The organism is Streptomyces asiaticus, from assembly GCF_018138715.1.
GTDB classification, from domain to species: Bacteria; Actinomycetota; Actinomycetes; order Streptomycetales; family Streptomycetaceae; genus Streptomyces; species Streptomyces asiaticus.
Genome location: NZ_JAGSHX010000006.1, coordinates 2,047,964 through 2,066,624 on the forward strand (window position 1 = coordinate 2,047,964; position 18,661 = coordinate 2,066,624).

At 73.9% G+C, this 18,661-nt stretch carries 14 protein-coding genes; 9 read left to right on the forward strand and 5 right to left on the reverse strand.

What is annotated here, in order from left to right:
* Positions 1 to 295: 295 nt before the first annotated feature.
* Both KHP12_RS16335 and KHP12_RS16340 read left to right on the forward strand, forming a co-directional pair.
* The gene (locus KHP12_RS16335; RefSeq protein ID WP_210610023.1) at positions 296 to 1,102 is read left to right on the forward strand and encodes a TIGR04222 domain-containing membrane protein; all 807 of its coding nucleotides are present in this window, start codon (positions 296 to 298) and stop codon (positions 1,100 to 1,102) included.
* 85 nt (positions 1,103 to 1,187) lie between these two features.
* Positions 1,188 to 3,047: an alpha/beta hydrolase gene (locus tag KHP12_RS16340; protein ID WP_211833101.1), complete on the forward strand. Its 1,860-nt coding sequence runs from the start codon at positions 1,188 to 1,190 to the stop codon at positions 3,045 to 3,047.
* A 413-nt stretch (positions 3,048 to 3,460) separates the two neighbouring features.
* Here the strand turns inward: KHP12_RS16340 and hemQ are convergent, their stop codons facing one another.
* From hemQ to KHP12_RS16355, 3 genes are read right to left on the reverse strand one after another with little or no spacing between them, the layout of a single operon-like run.
* The gene (gene hemQ, locus KHP12_RS16345) at positions 3,461 to 4,177 is read right to left on the reverse strand and encodes a hydrogen peroxide-dependent heme synthase (protein WP_037958926.1); all 717 of its coding nucleotides are present in this window, start codon (positions 4,175 to 4,177) and stop codon (positions 3,461 to 3,463) included.
* A gap of 4 nt (positions 4,178 to 4,181) precedes the next feature.
* A complete protein-coding gene (gene hemG, locus KHP12_RS16350; RefSeq protein ID WP_211833102.1) occupies positions 4,182 to 5,717 on the reverse strand; it encodes a protoporphyrinogen oxidase in 1,536 nt (511 codons plus the stop codon).
* Positions 5,714 to 7,519, reverse strand: a complete 1,806-nt coding sequence (locus KHP12_RS16355) for an IclR family transcriptional regulator domain-containing protein (RefSeq protein WP_211834862.1) — start codon at positions 7,517 to 7,519, stop codon at positions 5,714 to 5,716. Before KHP12_RS16355 ends, hemG begins: the two co-directional genes overlap by 4 nt.
* 112 nt (positions 7,520 to 7,631) lie before the next feature.
* Here KHP12_RS16355 and KHP12_RS16360 point away from each other — a divergent pair, with 112 nt between their 5' ends.
* The 4 genes from KHP12_RS16360 (at position 7,632) to KHP12_RS16375 (ending at position 12,642) form a co-directional block, all read left to right on the forward strand.
* Positions 7,632 to 8,813 carry a 4-hydroxybenzoate 3-monooxygenase gene (locus KHP12_RS16360; RefSeq protein WP_211833103.1) on the forward strand — a complete coding sequence of 394 codons (1,182 nt, stop codon included), beginning with the start codon at positions 7,632 to 7,634 and terminating at the stop codon, positions 8,811 to 8,813.
* Complete coding sequence (locus KHP12_RS16365) at positions 8,810 to 9,652, forward strand: IclR family transcriptional regulator (RefSeq protein ID WP_244203091.1); 843 nt, start codon at positions 8,810 to 8,812, stop codon at positions 9,650 to 9,652. The genes KHP12_RS16360 and KHP12_RS16365 overlap by 4 nt, the downstream gene beginning before the upstream one ends.
* A gap of 107 nt (positions 9,653 to 9,759) precedes the next feature.
* Positions 9,760 to 11,211, forward strand: a complete 1,452-nt coding sequence (locus tag KHP12_RS16370) for an MFS transporter (RefSeq protein WP_086883862.1) — start codon at positions 9,760 to 9,762, stop codon at positions 11,209 to 11,211.
* A gap of 42 nt (positions 11,212 to 11,253) precedes the next feature.
* The gene (locus KHP12_RS16375; protein WP_211833104.1) at positions 11,254 to 12,642 is read left to right on the forward strand and encodes an FAD-dependent oxidoreductase; all 1,389 of its coding nucleotides are present in this window, start codon (positions 11,254 to 11,256) and stop codon (positions 12,640 to 12,642) included.
* A gap of 239 nt (positions 12,643 to 12,881) precedes the next feature.
* On the opposite strand, the gene KHP12_RS16380 is transcribed toward KHP12_RS16375, so the two are convergent.
* A complete protein-coding gene (locus KHP12_RS16380; RefSeq protein ID WP_244203497.1) occupies positions 12,882 to 14,417 on the reverse strand; it encodes a hypothetical protein in 1,536 nt (511 codons plus the stop codon).
* A gap of 43 nt (positions 14,418 to 14,460) precedes the next feature.
* Positions 14,461 to 15,567, reverse strand: coding sequence for a uroporphyrinogen decarboxylase (gene hemE / locus KHP12_RS16385; protein ID WP_086886410.1), 1,107 nt, complete (start codon positions 15,565 to 15,567; stop codon positions 14,461 to 14,463).
* Between the two features lie 91 nt (positions 15,568 to 15,658).
* Between hemE and KHP12_RS16390 the strand changes: the two genes are divergently transcribed.
* From KHP12_RS16390 to KHP12_RS16400, 3 genes are all read left to right on the forward strand, one after another.
* The gene (locus KHP12_RS16390) at positions 15,659 to 16,390 is read left to right on the forward strand and encodes a DUF3000 domain-containing protein (RefSeq protein ID WP_037958945.1); all 732 of its coding nucleotides are present in this window, start codon (positions 15,659 to 15,661) and stop codon (positions 16,388 to 16,390) included.
* A 184-nt stretch (positions 16,391 to 16,574) separates the two neighbouring features.
* A complete protein-coding gene (locus tag KHP12_RS16395; RefSeq protein ID WP_014175686.1) occupies positions 16,575 to 17,234 on the forward strand; it encodes a response regulator transcription factor in 660 nt (219 codons plus the stop codon).
* 114 nt (positions 17,235 to 17,348) lie between these two features.
* Positions 17,349 to 18,626: a ribonuclease D gene (locus KHP12_RS16400; protein ID WP_086886256.1), complete on the forward strand. Its 1,278-nt coding sequence runs from the start codon at positions 17,349 to 17,351 to the stop codon at positions 18,624 to 18,626.
* Positions 18,627 to 18,661 lie beyond the last annotated feature (35 nt).

The following is an 18,661-nucleotide window of genomic DNA, read 5'->3' on the forward strand; positions in this document are numbered from 1 at the left end:
GAGACAGGCCCCCGGTCCGGGGCCTGGAGCCAACCCCCGGTCGGGGTCTGGAGCGGAGCCCCGCTCCAGGGCCTGGAGCGGGCCCCCGGCCGGAGTCTGGGGCGGAGCCCCGGTCCGGGGTCTGGGGCGGAGCCCCAGTTTCGGGGAGGGGCGGGGAGGGGAGCAGCCCGCCGCAGGCGTCCCAAACCGCCCGACACCCCGCCGCGGGCCTGCCCGGCGCGCGCCGCATTCTCGCGAGTCGTTCATATCGTGAAAACTGTGGCGCGGCGGTGGCCGAGTCGAGTAGAACTCGGCCATGTTGTGGGTCCTCTTCCTGCTCGTCGCGTGGGGCGCCGCGGTCGTCAGTTGCACGCGGCTGTGCCTGGCGGCGGTGGCCGCCGCTCAGCCGATGGAGCCCGATCCGGGAGCGGACAGGAAGGGGCTGAGCCTGTACGAGGCGGCGTTCCTGTCCGGCGGGCCGCGGCGGGTGGGGGATCTGGCGCTCGTCACGATGTATCGGGAGCGGCGGCTGCTGCTCGCGCACACCGGCTGGGTCACCGTGGTGGATCCGGACGGGCGGGACGAGCTGGAGCGGGCCGTGATCGGCGCGATAGGGCCGGAGGGCCAGGCACCGGTGCGACCGGTGCGGGTCGCGCTCGCCACCGCCGCCCCGGTGCGGGCGCTGGGCGACCGGCTGGTGGTGGCGGGGCTCGCGGTGCCCGCCTCGGCCCGTACGAATGTGGCGGTCGCGGTGCGGCATGTGCGGGCGGCCTGCGTGCTGGTGCTGGCGACGGCGGCCGCCGCGCTGCTGCTGGTGCCGCCCGCGGACGGGCGCGGTCAGGTGGCCGCGTGGTTCGTGCTGCCGCTGCTGCTCACGGCGAGCTGTCTGCTGATCGCCCGGGTCGAGGCGCATCCGTACTCGCGGTGGGCCTCCCCCGTCGGGCAGCGGCTGCTGGGCCGGATCGACGTGCCCCCGCGGCGGACCCTTGCCCAGCGCTCCGGCGGCGACGCGGACGGCGGTGACGACGACGGCGACCTGCTCACCGCGCTCGCCGTGCACGGCACCGCCGCCCTCCCCGACCCGGCGCTGCGCGCGGCTCTGAAGACGCATTGGGGTCATTGACCCCGACACCGCGGCCCGGTGCTTTACATGGTCATCCAGCGCGCCAAATATCCCTTTCATCGCGCGATGCACGAAGGGATGGCCAGTGAGAGCAGCAGCGCTGTACGGCATCCTCGGGCCGCTGTCCCTGTCGCTGGCCATGAGCGCCCTGCTCGCGACGCCCGCCACCGGCCGCCCGCTCGCCGCGGCCACCGCCCCCGCTGCCGCCACGAATCCCGCGACGCCCACCGCGTCCACCAGGTCCGCCACGGCCCCGGCCGGTACGGCGGGCGCGTCCTCCGCGACCCGTTCGGCCCCCGCCGCCTCCACCGCGCCCGTCGCCACCGCCGCGCCCGCCTGGACCACCTGGTCCGCCCCACCCGCCTCGGTCGCCCCGGCCGCCGCCCCGTACGGCGGCGCGGCCGCGACCCGCGGCGTGGCGTTCGCCGCCCGGCGCGCGGCGCAGCGCGGTGTCGCCTTCCACCGCTGCCCCCGAGCCGAGGCGCTGGCCGCCCCCATCACCTGCGGAAAGGTCTCCGTACCGCTCGACTACGCCCGTCCCCGCGGCAAGCACATCTCCCTCACCGTCAGCCGGATCCGGGCCACCGGCCCGAAGGCGCGGCGTCAGGGCGCGCTGGTCTACAACCCCGGCGGACCGGGCGCCTCCAGCATGGCGTTCCCCGAGTACGCGGCCGAGGACGCCTTCCGCCGGGTGGCCACCGCCTACGACTTCGTCGGCTACGCCCCACGGGGTGTGGGCCGCTCCGCCCCGCTGTCCTGCCAGCGGCCGTCGGCCTACGCCAAGGCGCCGACCAGCTCCCCGCCGCACCCCACGGCCGCCTTCAAACGGCGGCTGGTGGCGCGGGCGCGCGCCTACGCCCGGGGCTGTGTGCGCCGCTCGGGCCGCGCGCTCGCGCACTACACCACGCTGAACAACGCCCGTGACCTTGAGGTGTTGCGCGCCGCGCTGGGCCAGCGGCGGCTCACCTTCGTGGGCGCCTCGTACGGCACGTACTACGGGGCCATGTACGCCACGCTCTTCCCGGGGCGGGTGCGCCGGATGGTCTTCGACAGCGTGGTCAACCCCGCCCCCCGGTGGATCTGGTACCGCGACAACCTCGACCAGTCGCTGGCCTTCGAGCGGCGCTGGCGGGACTGGCGCCGCTGGGTCGCCCGGCACCACACCGTCTACCACCTGGGCGCCACCGCGGACCGGGTGCTCGCCTCGTACGACAGGGCACGGCGGCGGCTGGCGCGTAAGCCGGCGCGCGGGGTCGTCGGCACCGCCCAGCTCCAGAGCGCGTTCCTGAGGACCGGCTACAACGACGCCTACTGGGACCCGGCCGCCCGGGCGCTGGCCGCGTATCTGCGCGGCGACCCCGAGCCGCTGATCGAGCTCGCGGCGCCCGATCCGGCGGAGGCGGCCGACGACGAGAACGGCAACGCCGTCTACACCGCCGTGGAGTGCAACGACGCGCCCTGGCCGCGCGCCTGGGCCACCTGGGACCGCGACAACACCGCCCTCGCCCGCCGCGCGCCCTTCGAGACCTGGGACAACGTGGCGATGAACCTGCCGTGCGCCTTCTGGCCGCTGAAGCCCGGCCGCCCCCTCGACGTGGGGAACCTGGAGGCCGTGGGCCCCCGGAGGACGGGCCGGGTCACGGTGCCGCCGGTGCTGCTGCTGTCAGCGGAGCGGGACGCGGCCACGCCGTACGCGGGGGCGAAGGAGCTGTGGCACCGACTGCCCGGCTCCTCGCTGGTGACCGAGCGGAAGGCGGGGACGCACGGGCTGTGGGGCGGTCCGAACGACTGCGTCAACCGCCATGTGGACACCTATCTGCTGACCGGGAAGACCCCGGGCCGGTCCGCCTTCTGCGCCCCGCGCCCGGAGCCCACGCCTCTGCCGGAACCGGCCCCGCTGCCCGAGTCGGGCAAGCAGCCTGCGGCGATCCCGGGCACGCCGTAGGTGAGCGTGAGTGACGCCCGCGGGCGGCTTTCCCCTCCCCGCCCCTTCCCGACACCTGACGATATGCGGCTCCGCCGCGTGGGGGGGCTCCGCCCCAGACCCCGGGCGGGCGGCCCGGACGTGCGCCGTCATCCACTGAGCTGCTCGCGGCAACGGCCGACTCATCGGCCCACGGGGGCTCGCCGACTCGTCCACCCACGGGGTCTGGGGGCGAAGCGAAACCGGAGCTCCGCCCCGCACCCCGACCGGACGGCCCCGATGTGCGCGGGCGTCCGCTGCACTGATCGCGACGACGGTCGACTCGTCCACCACCGGGGTCTGGGGCGGAGCCCCTGCCACGCGGCGGAGCCGCATATCGATGCTGTGGGAAGGGGCGGGGAGGGGAGACACCCACCGGACAACCCGTAAGGGCGTCAGGCCAGACCGGCGACGAGCTCGGAGAGCGCCTTGCGGCGCCCGGTGTAGAACGGCACCTCCTCGCGCACGTGCCGGCGCGCCTCGGAGCCGCGCAGGTGGCGCATCAGGTCGACGATGCGGTGCAGTTCGTCCGCCTCGAAGGCCAGGATCCACTCGTAGTCGCCGAGCGAGAAGGACGCCACCGTGTTGGCGCGCACATCGGGGTAGCCGCGGGCCATCTTGCCGTGGTCCGCGAGCATCTTGCGGCGGTCCTCGTCGGGCAGCAGGTACCAGTCGTAGGAGCGCACGAACGGGTACACGCTGACGTACTCGCGCGCGTTCTCGTCCGCGAGGAACGCCGGGATGTGGGACTTGTTGAACTCGGCCGGGCGGTGCAGCGCCATGTTGGACCACACCGGCTCAAGGTGCCGCCCGAGCCGGGTGCGGCGGAAGAGGTTGTACGCCTCCTGGAGGGCGTCGGAGGTCTCCGAGTGCCACCAGATCATGACGTCCGCGTCGGCGCGCAGCCCGGACACGTCGTAGGTGCCGCGCACGGTGACGTCCTTGGCGGCGAGCTGGGAGAAGAGCTCCTCGACCTCGTCGGCGTAGCCGGTGCGGTCCTCCGGCAGCACATCGCGCAGCCGGAACACCGACCACAGGGTGTAGCGGATGACCTCGTTGAGGTCCTTGGCCTTCTTACCGGCGTTGGGAGTCTTCTCAGGTGCAGCAGTCATGGCCCTATTCTCGCTCTCCGGCTCCGGCGCCCGGCTCCAGGGTGGCCGTCAGGGAGCCCAGCAGCTCATCGGCCGCCTTACGGGCGCTGCCGACGCACGCCGGGATGCCGACCCCGTCGTAGAGGGCGCCGCACACCGCCAGCCCGGGCACCTTGGCGGCCTCGGCGCGGATGCGGGCGACCCGGTCGAGATGGCCCACCGGGTACTGGGGCAGTCCGCCGTCCCAGCGGTCCACCCGGCTCGCGACGGGCTTCGCCGCCAGGCCGACGGCCTCGCCGAGATCGGTGAGCGACATCCTTACCAGATCGGCGTCGTCCCGCTTCAGATCCACCTCGTCGTCAAACCGCCCGATCGAGGTACGCAGCACGAAGAGCTCGGGACCGGCGTCGCGCAGCCAGCCCCACTTACGGCTGGAGAACGTCGCCGCCTTGATCGTCCGGCCGTCGACCGGCGGCACCAGGAAGCCGCTGCCCTCGGCGAGCGAGGCCATATCGGTGCGTCGGAAGGCCATGGTGACCAGCGCCATCGAGGCGTAGTCGACGGTGGCCAGCTCGGCGGAGGCGGCCGGGGCCGCGGCGGCCAGCAGCCGGGCGGCGGCGGGCGCGGGGACCGCCAGCACCACGGCGTCCGCCGACACCACCGGCGGGCCGCCCGTACCACCCGTGCCGTACCCGCCGCCCGTACCACCCGTGCCGTCCACGGCCCCCGTGCCGCCCGTACCGCCCGCGTCGTCCACCGTGACGGTCCAGCCGTCTGCGGTGCGCCGCAGCTCCCGTACGGGCGCCCCGGTGCGGATCTCGCCGCCCGCGGCCCGTACGGCGTCGGCGACCGCGAGCGGCAGCCGCCCGATCCCGCCGTCGATGCCCATGAACACCGGGCCGTCCTGCCGTCGCGCCGAGCGCTCGGCCAGCTCCCGGACACCCTCGGTCAGCGGGCGGCCCGACTGGGCCACCTCGAACAGGGTGGGGACCGACGCGCGCATCGAGGTGCGGTACACATCGCCCGCGTACACCCCGCCCAGCAGCGGTTCCACCAGCCGGTCCACGACCTCGCGGCCGAGCCGCTCCGCCAGATACCCGCCGAGCGCCACGTCCTCGCCGACCGGCGTGGGCGGCAGCTCGCGGTCGCGGGCGATCCGGGCCAGCCCCTCCTCCGAGATCACCCCGGACGCGGCCAGCGGCTCCAGATCGCCGGGGACGCCCATCACATGCCCCTTGGGCATCGGGCGCAGCCCGCCGCGCGTCCAGAGCGAGGCGGTCGCCGTCGCGGGCGGCTGAAGCCGGTCGCCGAGGCCCACGGCGCGCGCCAGCTCGACCGCCTCCGGGCGGCGGGCGAGCATCGACTCGGCGCCCAGGTCCACCGGTACGCCCTCGATCTCGCCCGAGCGCAGCTTGCCGCCGAGCCGCCCCGACGCCTCCAGGACCGTCACCCGCGCCCCGCCGTCCAGCAGCCGGTGGGCCGCCGCGAGGCCCGCGATTCCGCCGCCGATGACCACGACATGGCCGGTGCGCCCCGCCCCCGGGGTGTTCGCCGCTCTCATGCCCCCACTCTCTCACCCGCCCCCAGGGCGTGATGCGCGGAGGCCGTGGCCAGATCGGCCTCGATACGCGCCGCGGTGGCGCGCAGCGCCGGGAGGAGCTCGCCGCGGGCGCTCTCGGCGCTGCCGCGGCCGGCGTGGGTGGCCACGTTGAGCGCGGCCACCACGCGTCGGCGCGCGTCCCTCACGGGCACGGCGAGCGACCGCAGCCCCTCCTCCAGCTCCTGGTCGACCAGGGCGTGCCCCTCCTCCGCCGCGCGCTCCACGACGCGCGCCAGCTCGGCCACGTCGGTCACGGTGTGCCGGGTCAGCGGCTCCGGCCGCACCCCGGCGAGGTGGGCGGCGCGGGCGTCGGCGTCCAGGCCCGCGAGCAGCACCCGGCCCATGGAGGTCGCGTAGGCGGGGAAGCGGGTGCCGATGGTGATGTTGACGCTCATGATGCGGACGGTGGGGACGCGCGCGATGTAGCGGATGTCGCCGCCGTCGAGTACGGCCAGGGACGCCGACTCATGGACGGTGCGGACCAGTTCGCGCATGTGCGGCTGGGCGATGTCGGTGAAGCCGAGCTCCGCGAGGGGGGCGTAGCCGAGCTCCAGCACGCGCGGCAGCGGCCGGAAGGCGCGGCCGTCGGCCTCCGCGTATCCCAGCTCGACCAGGGTGAGCAGCGAGCGCCGGGCGGTGGCCCGGGCCAGCCCGGTGGCCTCCGCGACGGCGCTGAGCGTCATCCCCCCGCCCCGGCCGCCGCCCGGCCCCGCGCCGACGAGGCCGGGCGCCATGCCCCCGCCCAGGGCCCGCAGCACGGCCAGTCCGCGCGCGAGGGACTGGAGAAACCCCGCTCCCAGCTCCCGCTTGGCCATCCGCGCGGGGTCCTCGCCCACGGCCGTACCGGAATCCCCGGCAGCCGGAGCAGCCGGAGCAACCGAAGCAACCGAAACACCCGAGACACCCGAGACACCCGAAGCGCCCCAAGCAGCCGGCCTGGGCCGTCGGGCCGTCAAAGCCGCCTCCATCGCCGGGAGTTCCGCCCCCAACGGCCCCAGCACCGCCGCCCGCAGCGAGTCCACGTCATGGCGGCTGGTGTGGCTGACCACGTTGACCGCGCAGACGATACGGCCCGAGGCGTCCCGCACCGGAACGGACACCGCCACCAGGCCCGGTTCGATCAGCTGGTCGTCGACGGCCCAGCCGTCGCGGGCGGCCTCCTTGACGCGGGCCTCGAAGTCCTCGCCGAAGGCGGGCCGATGGCGGGGCGGGACGGCCGGGAACGCGGTGTTCAGGGGGTCTTCGGCGCGGCGGGCGCGCCAGGCGGCCCAGTCGGCCCCGGACCACTCGGCGGCGAAGAGCGCACCGGGCGAGCAGCGCTCGGCGGGGAGCAGATCGCCGATCCGGAAGGCGAGGGACATGGTGCGGCGGCGGGTGACCTGGACGACGAAGCGCACCCCGCCGCCGTCGGGGACGGCGACCGAGACCGACTCGTCGAGCCCGTCCGCGAGCCGCTCGGCGAACGGGCCGAGCGCGGCGGGCAGTCCGCTCGCGGCCAGATAGGCGTTGCCCAGCTCCATCAGGCGGACGGCCAGGCCGATGTCGCGGCCGTCGAGCGTGACGTAACCGAGCTGTTCGAGCGTGCCCACGACGCGGTCGACCACGGACCGGGCGAGGCCCGTGCCGCGTACGAGATCGCCGGGCCGGACCGTCGTCCGCCCCTCGTGCGCGGCCAGCCGGGTCAGCTCGCGCAGCACGGCGAGGCCGCGCTCGAGAGGCCCGACGGGGCCATTGACAGGTGGTGGCACCGGGCTGAAACTCATCACCAGCCGATTATGAACGAAGTTTCACTCAGCGAACAAGTGGCGAAGGCGTAGCGGGCCGCATGGATCACCACACCAGCGACTTGGACCACCACACCGAGGGGACGATGTGATGCGCACGACCGTCGGCATCATCGGCGGCGGGCCCGCCGGGCTGCTGCTCGCCCGGCTGCTGCACCGCGCCGGGATCGACTGCGTGGTGCTGGAGAGCCGGGACCGGGCGTACGTCGAGCGGCGCCAGCGGGCCGGGATCCTGGAGCAGGGCACCGTGGACGTGCTGCGGGAGTGCGGCGCCGGCGGGCGGCTGGACCGCGAGGGGCTGCCGCACCAGGGCATCGAGCTGCGCTTCGAGGGCCGCGGCCACCGCGTGGACTTCCCCTCCGCCACGGGCGGCAAGTCGGTGATGGTCTACGCCCAGACCGAGATCGTCAAGGATCTGATCGCGCTCCAGCTGGAGGAGCCGGGCGGTCCCCCGCTGCTGTTCGAGGCCGAGGCACTGGCCATCGAGAAGCCGGACTCCGCCGCGCCCGTCATCCGCTTCCGCCACGAGGGCCGCGAACAGACCCTGAGCTGCGACTACGTGGCGGGCTGCGACGGCTTCCACGGCATCGCCCGGCGCACGATCCCCGCCGACCGGGTGCGCGCCTTCGAGCACGCCTACCCCTATTCCTGGCTCGGAGTGCTGGCCGATGTGGCGCCGTCCTGCGAGGAGCTGATCTACGCCCGCCATCGGCGCGGCTTCGCCCTGCACAGCATGCGCTCCCCCCATGTCTCCCGGCTCTACCTCCAGGTGCCCAACGGCACCGACCCGGACGACTGGTCCCATGAGCGGATCTGGGACGAGCTGTCGGCCCGCTTCGCGCTCGACGGGGACCGGACGCTGGAGCGCGGCCCGATCACCGCCACCTCCGTCACCCCGATGCGCAGCTTCGTCCAGGAGCCGATGCGCCACGGCCGGCTCTTCCTGGCGGGCGACGCGGCGCACATCGTGCCGCCCACCGGCGCCAAGGGGCTCAATCTGGCCGTCACCGATGTGATCACGCTGGCCAGGGCGCTGATCCACCACCAGGAGACCGGTTCGCCCGAGCTGCTGGACGGCTATTCGCGGACCTGTCTGCGCCGGGTGTGGCAGGCCGAGCGGTTCTCGTACTTCATGACGGACACGCTCCACCGGCGCCCGGACGAGACCCCGTTCGAGGACCGGGAGCGGATCGCGCGGCTGGAGCGGATCGCCTCATCCCCCACCGCCTCCGCCGAACTCGCCGAGAACTACGTCGGCCTCCCGCTGTCATGACCGCCTCCGGCCCCCTCACCCCCATCAGCCCACCGGGCACCCGCGCCACCGGCGGCCGGGAGGACGGCGGCCGCTCGGTCGCGGGCCGGGTGCTGGCGGTCCTCGACGCGTTCGACGCCTCGCACCGCTCGCTGTCCCTCACCTCCCTCGCCCGGCGCGCCGGGCTCCCGCTGGCCACCGCGCACCGGCTGGTCGCCTCGCTCACCCGCTGGGGCGCCCTGGAGCGCGACGCCACCGGGGCGTACCACATCGGGCTGCGGCTGTGGGAGGTGGCGACGCTCTCCCCGCGCGGGGTCGGGGTGCGCGAGGCGGCCCTGCCGTTCATGGAGGACCTGTACGAGGCCACCCACGAGAACGTCCAGCTCGCCGTGCGGGACGGCCTGGAGGTGGTCTATGTCGAGCTGATCTCGGGACACTCGGCGGTCCAGGTGCGCACCCGGGTCGGCAGCCGCTGGCCGCTGCACGCGACCGGCGTCGGTCTTGTGCTGCTCGCGTACGGGCCGCCACGGCTGTACGAGCGGGTGTGCGCCCGCCCGCTGCGCCGCTACACCGAGCTGACGATCCAGGACCCGCACCGGCTGCGGGCCGCACTGGCCGAGGTGCGGCGGACCGGGATCGCGGTCAGCGACCGGCAGATCACCATGGACGGTCTTTCCATCGCCGCCCCGGTGCGCGGACCGGGCGGGGAGGTGGTGGCCTCGCTCTCGGTGGTGGTGCCGGCCGCCGAGGGGCGGGCCCCGGGGCTGATCCCGGCCGTACGGGTCGCCGCGCACGGCATCTCCCGTACCCTCGCCGCCGCCCTGGGACAAGACCCCGTAGCGGAGGCTTCCGGTCGATGAAAGACCCGCGAACGCACCTTGCCGCGCCCGATGCCCGGCCACATTCTGTGTGGCACCAACCGAGCCGCCGAGCCTGAACACCCAGGCCCGAAGGGGGACATGGAGACATGCCCGAAGTGACCGCAGAGCCCACCGCGCAGGGCCGGGAGGCGCCCCGCGGCGGCTGGCAGCCGTATCACACCCTGTGGGCCATGCTGCTGGGCGGCTGGCTCTTCAGTTACGCCGACCGCACCATCACCGGCCCGGTCGTCACCTGGCTGATCGAACACGACCACGGCATGCTGGGCTCCGCCGGCCATCCGCACGCGCTCGGCGGTCTGATCGGCAGCCTCTTCTTCGCGGGCTACATGCTCACCCAGTTCCCCGGCGGCTATCTCGGCGACCGCTTCGGGCACCGCACCATGCTCGCGGTCTCGCTGCTGTGGGCGGGGGTCGCGACGCTGGCCAGCGGCCTGATGAGCGGGCTGATCGCCTTCGTGGTGCTGCGCGTGCTGACCGGGCTCGGCGAGGGCGTCTTCTACTCCAACGACCGCTCGCTGATCGCCCAGCGCACCCCGCCCGCCAAGGCCGGTCTCGGCATGGGCGTCGCCATCACCGGACTGTCCATCGGGCTGACGATCGCGACCATCAGCGCGCCGTACCTGATCGACTGGGGCGGGGAGGTGTTCGGCGAGGAGGACGCCTGGCGGATGCCGTTCCTGGTGCTGGGTGCCGCGACGCTCGCGTTCGGCTGGGCCACGGCGGTCTATATGCGCCGCATCGGCGGGCCGCTCAAGGCCACCGGCTCCACGCTGCGGCTGCTGGGGATCTCGGCGGTGCTGTGCGCCGCGGTCATGGCGGTCTATCTGATCGCCGACGGGGCCGGGATGCCGAGCTGGGGCGTGGCGATCCTCGAGTGCGTGCTGGCGTTCGTGCTCATCGGGGCGATCTTCGCCCGGCGCAGCGGCCGGCTGGGCGCGGTCTCGCGGAACCGCAATGTGCTGCTGCTGAGCTTCGCCTTCATCGCGGTCATGTGGAATCTGTGGTTCTTCAGCTTCTGGTCGGTGTCGATCGTCGCGGACGCCGCCCACAGCTCCTTCCAGAACGCCGCGCTGGTGGCCACCTTCAACGCGGGCGCGGGCATCCTCGGCTTCCCGGCCGGGGGCATGCTCTCGGACCGGGCGAAGGCCCGGGGGTGGGGGCGGCGGCCGCTGCTGATCGCGTTCACCGTGGTCCAGGGGGTGCTGGTGCTGGTGTTCGCCGCGTATCTACAGACCCATGAGAAGCCCTCCCTCTGGGTGATGTCCGTGCTGCTCTTCGTCTCCAGCCTGTTCTTCAACGCGCTCCAGCCGATGGCGCACGCGCTGCTGAACGATGTGGTGGACGCGGCCGAACGCGGCGCGGCCTTCGGGCTGTTCAACCTGGTCGGGGAGATCGGCGCGGTGGTCAGCCCGGCGCTCAGCGGCACCCTCTTCGACCACTACGGCAGCTGGACGAACGCGGTCTACATCGACGGCGCGCTGATGCTCGTCAGCGCGCTGCTCTACACGCTGATCCGGGAGCAGACCTCGCGCGCTTAACTTGGTGGCCTAAAGCCGGACATCAATGGCGGAGGGGCATACATGACGGCGGCACGACGCATGGTGGTCATCGGAGGCGACGCGGCGGGCATGTCCGCCGCGTCGCGGGCGCGCAGGCTCAAGAGCCGGGGCGAGCTGGAGATCCTCGCCTTCGAGCGCGGCCAGTTCACCTCGTACTCGGCCTGCGGCATCCCGTACTGGGTCGGCGGGCTGGTGAACGGCCCGGACGAGCTGGTCGCCCGGACGCCCGAGACCCACCGGGGCCGCGGGATCGACGTACGGACCCACACCGAGGTCGTCGAGATCGACCTCGCCGGGCAGCGGGTCCTGGCGCGGGACCTCGATCCGCGGGGCGAGGGCGAGCAGTGGTACGGCTTCGACGACCTGGTCATCGCGACCGGCGCCCGGCCGCGCCGCCCCGGGATGCCCGGGATCGACGCCCCCGGCGTCCACGGGGTGCAGACCCTGGACGACGGGCGGGCGCTGCTGGAGTCCCTGGAGGCCACCCCGGTCGAGCGGGCGGTGGTGATCGGCGCCGGGTACATCGGGGTGGAGATGGCCGAGGCGCTCATGCAGCGCGGCTCCCGGGTGACCGTCCTGGAGCGCGGTGAGCAGCCGATGTCCACGCTCGACCCCGACATGGGGCGGCTGGTGCGCGACGCGATGTCGGGGCTCGGCATCGACACCGTGACCGGCGCGGAGGTCACCGAGGTGGTCACGGGCGAGGACGGCCGGGTGCGGGCGGTGGCCACCAAGGTGAGCGAATACCCCGCCGATCTGGTGGTCCTGGGCCTGGGAGTGGCTCCGGAGACCGGGCTCGCCCAGGAGGCGGGGCTTCCGGTGGGCGAGTACGGCGGGCTGCTGACCGATCAGGCCATGCGGGTGCGCGGTTACGACAACATCTGGGCGGGCGGTGACTGTGTCGAGGTCCTCGACCTGGTGTCCGGCCGCACCCGGCACATTCCGCTCGGCACCCACGCCAACAAGCACGGGCAGGTCATCGGCTCCAATGTGGGCGGCGACTACGCCACCTTCCCCGGTGTCGTCGGCACGGCCGTCAGCAAGGTCTGCGATCTGGAGATCGCCCGCACCGGGCTGCTGGAGGCCGAAGCGGCCGCCGTGGGGCTCCAGTTCGAGGCGGTCACGATCGAGGCGACCAGCCGCGCCGGGTACTACCCGGAGACCCGGCCGATGACGGTGAAGATGCTGGCCGAGCGGCGCACGGGACGGCTGCTCGGCACGCAGATCGTCGGCCGCGAGGGCGCGGGCAAGCGGGTGGACGTCGCGGCGGTCGCGCTGACCGCCGGAATGACGGTGGAGCAGATGACGGCGCTGGACCTGGGCTACGCCCCGCCGTTCTCCCCGGTGTGGGACCCGGTACTGGTGGCGGCGCGCAAGGCGGCGGCGACGGTGAGGGCGACCGGATCGTGACGCCTGCGGCGGGCCACGCGGCGGAGCCGCATATCGGTGCTTCCCCCTACCCGCCCCTTCCCACAACCGGGGCTCCGCCCCGGACCCCGCTCCTCAAACGCCGGAGGGGCTGATTTCAGCCCGTCCGGCGATTGAGGACACGCCCGAAGGGCGTCCGGGGTCCCAGGGGGCGGAGCCCCATGGTTCGGGAAGGGGCGGGTAGGGGACAGCCCGCCGCAGGCGGCAAGCCGGGGAACCGATCAGCGCGCGCCGTCAATGACCCGCAGCGCCTGCCCGACCCGCTCGCCCACATGCCGGGGACAGCCCCACACCTCGGCGCCAAAGGACGGCTCGGGCGTGTCGTACTCCCCCGGCGCGTACAGATGGTTGAGATGGGCACCGTAAGGGTCCTCGTGGAAGCCGAAGTGACGGCGGCCCGCCAGCTCGGCCAGCACCTCCCAGGGGTGCGCCTCCTCGTGCGGGCAGGACCCGCCCGCCGGATCGGTCCGCACCGCGCCGAGGATCGCCCGCAGATCCCGGTGGACGGCCTCGGGCGGGGCCTCCTCGCCCGAGGTCACCGACCAGCAGGCCACCAGCAGCAGCACCAGCCGCTCGCGCGGATCGGCCGGGCCCGCCGCGAACCGCCGGGCGGCCCACAGCCCGGCGTCCTCCGCGGCCTGCCCGTCCCGGCAGCGGAAGCGCACGGCGTGGGTGAGCCGTTCGACGTCGAGCCGGCCGTCGGGGCGCAGCAGCGCCTCGTCCAGGTGGGCGGTGTCCCGGAGGCCGAAGAGGCGCTCACGGCCGGTGCGCAGATGGTCCAGCGCCTCGCGGGCGATCGCGGCGAGGAAGGCGGGGCACAGCCACGCCTCCAGGGGCGCCGTCTCCAGCTCCTCGCGGTGCCAGTGGCGGTAGACGCCCCGGCCGCCGGGGCTGAGCAGGTGGATGCCCACGGTGGCCTGCTCCGCGGTGTCCCGGCCGACCTCGGGGTGCTCGCCCTCGCCGTGCGCGCAGGAGGCGCCGCCGAGGCCGGGCAGCACCGCCTCCAGGGCGTCCACCATGGTGTCCAGGACCCGCCGGTCGCGGATCCGGCCGCTGGCGGCGTACCAGCAGGCGGCGTGCAGGACGACCACGAGCCCGGCGCGGTGGTAGCCCAGGGGGTTGGCGACCAGGTTCCTGGCGTAGGCGGACAGCTCCTGGGCGGGGTCCACCGCGGCGCTCGGGTAGTCCCAGACGATCGAGCGCAGATCCTCGGCGCGGCGCGCGTCGCGGACCGGGAGCCGGGGCGGGATGCCGCCCACGCTGCCGGGGGCGATGATGTCGATGGCGACCCGCGCGTACCCGGCGATGTCGCGCGGGCACAGCCACTGCTCCTTGGTGGCGTCGTCCTCCCAGTCGGGGTCCCGGTCCTCGGCCAACCCGTTGGTGAGCAGCGGCAGATCGTCCACGAAGTGGTCGATCCGGTCGTCCAGGTCGCCCTCGTACGGATGCGTCCGGTGGGCGCAGGGGGCCTCGCGCAGCCGCCGGTCGGTGGCGTGGAGCGCCTCCAGGGCCGCCGCCGCGACGTCCTTATGGGAGAACCGGCCGATGTGCGCGGCCATCATGACCAGCCCGAGCGTCCAGGCATACGCCCCCTCGCCCGCGGGATCCGCCGCCAGCCGCCTGGCACAGTCCAGGACGACCCGGTCCGAGTCGCCGCCATAGGTCTCGTGGAGGATGCCGTGCCAGTCGTCGACGAAGTGGACACACTCCGGCGACTCCTGCGGGGCTGACAGCGCGGTGGCGGGCATGTCGGTCATGCCCCTCACGACGCCACGGGAGGCACGCGGGTTCCCGCTTGGTTCAGACCTTCACAGAAGGTGCGCGCGATGCGCTCCGGGTGTGCACATACTCGACGAGCCGGGTGAGCGCGTCCGGATCGGTGCTGGGCAGCACGCCGTGGCCGAGGTTGAAGATATGCCCCTCCACCCCCCGGGCCGCCTCCAGCACCTCGTCCGCCTTGGCCTCGACGGCCGTACGCGGGGCGAAGAGCACCGCGGGGTCGAGATTGCCCTGGAGCGCCTTGCCGGGGCCGACCCGCCGGGCGGCCTCGTCCAGCGGCACCCGCCAGTCGACGCCGACGACGTCCGCGCCCGCCTCGCCGAGCAGCCCCAGCAACTCGCCGGTGCCCACGCCGAAGTGGATGCGCGGCACACCGTATCCGGCGACGGCGTCGAAGACCTTCGAGGAGGCGGGCAGCACGCTGCGGCGGAAGTCGGCGGGGGCGAGGGCGCCCACCCAGGAGTCGAAGAGCTGGACGGCCGAGGCGCCCGCCTCGATCTGCACCTTGAGGAAGGCGGTGGTGATGTCGGCGAGCCGGTCCAGCAGCGCGGCCCAGAGCGCCGGGTCGCCGTACATGAGCGCCTTGGTGTGCTCGTGGTTGCGCGAGGGGCCGCCCTCGACCAGATAGCTGGCGAGCGTGAAGGGGGCGCCCGCGAAGCCGATGAGCGGGATCGCGCCGAGCTCGCCGACGAGCGACCCGATGGCCTCGGTGACGTACTTCACATCATCCGGGTCGAGCGGACGCAGCCGCTCCAGATCGGCGCGGGTGCGGATCGGCCGCTCGACGACGGGCCCGACTCCGGGCTTGATGTCGAGGTCGATACCGATGGCCTTGAGCGGTACGACGATGTCACTGAAGTAGACGGCCGCGTCCACCCGGTGGCGGCGCACCGGCTGGAGCGTGATCTCGGTGACCAGGTCGGGCCGCATACAGGACTCCAGCATCGCGGTGCCCTCGCGCAACTTGCGGTACTCCGGAAGCGAGCGCCCCGCCTGCCGCATGAACCACACAGGTGTATGGGGCACCGGCTCCCGGCGGCAGGCCCGCATAAAGGCCGAATCGGCTGTGGCACTGGCCGCGGCACGGCCGGTCTGCTGCTGGCCCGAGGGCCGCTCGTTGGCGCTCATGCCCCAGATTTTCGCACGGGCCGAACGAGTGACCCGCCAACCCGGGTGTTCCTCCCCGGTTAGGGCCCTCAGTGCGCCTAGTCTTCCGGGCATGGCAGCGGTTCAAGGACACCTCTCGAACGGTGCTGACGGCCCTGACGGCACGGACGCGGGCGGCGAGGACACTCCTCCCGCCTTCCGGCATGCCGTCACCGCGCTGCGCGGTGTGCGGGTGCGGCCCGAGGTGGAGCTCGATCCGACCCCACCCCCGCGTCGGCTCGCACCCTACTCGTACGCGCTGGAGGCGGTGGTCACCGGCGCGGCGGGCGATGACGAGGAGCTGGCGGAGGGGCGGCTGATCCTGCTGCACGACCCGGCCGGGCACGACGCCTGGCGCGGCACCTTCCGCCTGGTCACGCTGGTCCACGCGGACCTGGAGCCGGAGATCGCGGCGGATCCGCTGCTGCCCGAGGTGTGCTGGTCGTGGCTCACCGGCGCGCTGGAGGCACGCGGGCTGCCCTACGGGGAGCCCAGCGGCACGGTCACCCGGGCGAGCTCGCACTACTTCGGCGCGATGGGTGAGCGGGAGCCGTCCACCCGGATCGAGATCCGGGCCTCCTGGACCCCGTCCGACCACCCGCCCCCCGAACCGGCCCACCCCGGCCCGCGCCGCCCGGAACCGACGGGAGAGGGCGCCGCCGAGCGGCTGGGCGTGCCGGACACCGCGGGACACCTGGCCGCGTGGTGCGACCTCCTGTGCCAGATCGCGGGCCTGCCCCCGGCCGGTGCCACGGAGGCGGGGGTCGTCTCGCTGCCGCAGCGGAGGGGACCTCAGGCGCGCTGAGCTTCGGGATGTCCTGAAAGAGATGCTGAGCTTCCGGATGTCCCGAAAAAGATCAGTCGCGATCGATCAGTCGTCCTAATTGCCCGAATTGTTACTCACCAAATCGTGATCATTCTCTAAAGCCCGGCCGTATCGGTGCCGAAGGACGTGGTGACCCGTCCCACCACTTCCCCAGGAGGACCTGGTGTCTGTTCTCCTCGAGCAACCGTCCAGCCTGGTCGCCTACCGCCCGAACAAGCCGACGGCCATGGTGGTCGTTGCCGACCCCCGCGTTCGTTCCACTGTCACCCGCCACCTCTGGGCCCTCGGGGTGCGCGACGTCATCGAGGCGTCGTCCATCGCGGAGGCCCGTCCCCGCATCGGGAATCCGCGCGACATCTGCGTGGCCGATGTCCACCTCCCCGACGGCTCCGGCCTCACGCTGCTGTCCGAGACCCGCGCCGCGGGCTGGCCCAACGGGCTGGCCCTGTCCGCCGCCGATGACATCGGCGCCGTACGGAACGCACTGGCCGGCGGCGTCAAGGGCTATGTCGTCACCGGTACCCGCACCAACCTCGGCATCCCGGGCCGCCCCGGCGCCGCCCCGCTCGGCGCCGCCGCCCGGATGCACCGCCGCCCGCCGGGCGCCCCCGGCCACCCGGGCGGCTACCGGGAGCTGTCGGGCCGCGAGGTCGAGGTGCTGAGGCTGGTTGCGGAGGGCCAGTCCAACAAGGCCATCGGCGTCTCGATGGGCCTGTCCGCGCTCACCGTCAAGAGTCACCTCGCCCGGATCGCCCGCAAGCTGGGCACCGGGGACCGGGCGGGAATGGTCGCGGTCGCGCTGCGGACCGGAATCATCCACTGACCCGTACCGCCCGCGCGGCCGCCACACCGCCACCCACCACCCCCCGCGCCCGTCGACGGAACGTTCCGTCGACGGGCGCCCTGCGTACTCCCCGCACACAGCTACCCTTGACAGGTGACCGACGCCCAAGAGACCGCAGCAGAGACGACACTGCGAACCACCGGGGGCGCTCCTCCGGACGACCTCCCCCCGGCGCCGGTCCCCTTGCTGGAGCCGCGCGAGGGCATCCCGCCCGTCACTGCGGACGCGGACACGCTGGCCGAGGTCATCGCGACCTTCGCCGCCGGCCACGGCCCGGTGGCCGTCGATGCCGAGCGCGCCTCCGGCTACCGCTACGGACAGCGGGCCTATCTGGTCCAGCTGCGCCGGGCCGGAGCGGGGACCGCACTGATCGACCCCGTCGGCTGCCCCGACCTCTCGGGTCTGGGCGCCGCGATCGCCGACGCCGAATGGGTCCTGCACGCCGCGACCCAGGATCTGCCCTGCCTGCGGGACATAGGCATGATCCCGGCCCGGATCTTCGACACCGAACTCGCCGGTCGGCTGGCCGGGTTCGCCCGGGTGGGGCTCGGCGCCATGGTGGAGAACATCCTCGGATACGCCCTGGAGAAGGGCCACTCCGCCGTGGACTGGTCCACCCGCCCACTGCCCGAGCCCTGGCTGCACTACGCCGCGCTCGACGTCGAGCTGCTGGTGGACCTGCGCGACGCGCTGGAGGAGGAGCTGGAGCGGCAGGACAAGCTGGAGTGGGCGCACCAGGAGTTCGCGGCGATCGCCGCGGCCCCGCCCGCCCCGCCGCGCAAGGACCCCTGGCGGCGGACGTCGGGGATGCACAAGGTCCGGCGGCGCCGGCAGATGGCCGTGGTGCGCGAGCTGTGGACGGCCCGGGACCGGATCGCCCAGCGCCGCGATGTCTCACCGGGCAAGGTGCTGAGCGACGCGGCCATCGTCGAGGCCGCGCTGGCCCTGCCGGGAGACGTCCGGGCGCTGGCCGCGCTGAACGGTTTCGGCCATCGGATGAACCGGCGCCAGCTGGAGCAGTGGCAGGCCGCGGTGGACCGGGCGCGGGCGCTGCCGGAGGCGGACCTGCCCCAGCCGGGCCAGCCGGTGGCCGGTCCGCCCCCGCCCCGGGCGTGGGCCGACAAGGACCCGGTGGCCGCGGCGCGGCTCTCCGCGGCTCGTGCGGCCGTCACCCAACTGGCCGAACAGCTGAATCTTCCGCAGGAGAACCTGATCGCCCCGGACACCGTCCGACGGCTGTGCTGGGAGCCGCCCGCCGAGCCGACCACGGATGCGATCGCCTCCGTTCTCGCAGGTCACGGCGCCCGCCCCTGGCAGATCGACCAGGTGACCCCGGTCCTGACGGCCGCCTTGCTGACGCCCCCGGCGTGATGTGACGCGCGTGGACCGGCGGCCCCGCCGCCGGT

Bases quoted from the DNA above. Each gene is read 5' to 3' on its own strand.
- KHP12_RS16355 (WP_211834862.1), bottom strand. From the start codon at position 7,519: ATGAGTTTCAGCCCGGTGCCACCACCTGTCAATGGCCCCGTCGGGCCT.
- KHP12_RS16380 (WP_244203497.1), bottom strand. From the start codon at position 14,417: ATGACCGACATGCCCGCCACCGCGCTGTCAGCCCCGCAGGAGTCGCCG.
- hemG (WP_211833102.1), bottom strand. From the start codon at position 5,717: ATGAGAGCGGCGAACACCCCGGGGGCGGGGCGCACCGGCCATGTCGTG.
- KHP12_RS16375 (WP_211833104.1), top strand. From the start codon at position 11,254: ATGACGGCGGCACGACGCATGGTGGTCATCGGAGGCGACGCGGCGGGC.
- KHP12_RS16365 (WP_244203091.1), top strand. From the start codon at position 8,810: ATGACCGCCTCCGGCCCCCTCACCCCCATCAGCCCACCGGGCACCCGC.
- KHP12_RS16360 (WP_211833103.1), top strand. From the start codon at position 7,632: ATGCGCACGACCGTCGGCATCATCGGCGGCGGGCCCGCCGGGCTGCTG.
- KHP12_RS16335 (WP_210610023.1), top strand. From the start codon at position 296: ATGTTGTGGGTCCTCTTCCTGCTCGTCGCGTGGGGCGCCGCGGTCGTC.
- KHP12_RS16370 (WP_086883862.1), top strand. From the start codon at position 9,760: ATGCCCGAAGTGACCGCAGAGCCCACCGCGCAGGGCCGGGAGGCGCCC.
- hemQ (WP_037958926.1), bottom strand. From the start codon at position 4,177: ATGACTGCTGCACCTGAGAAGACTCCCAACGCCGGTAAGAAGGCCAAG.
- KHP12_RS16390 (WP_037958945.1), top strand. From the start codon at position 15,659: ATGGCAGCGGTTCAAGGACACCTCTCGAACGGTGCTGACGGCCCTGAC.
- hemE (WP_086886410.1), bottom strand. From the start codon at position 15,567: ATGAGCGCCAACGAGCGGCCCTCGGGCCAGCAGCAGACCGGCCGTGCC.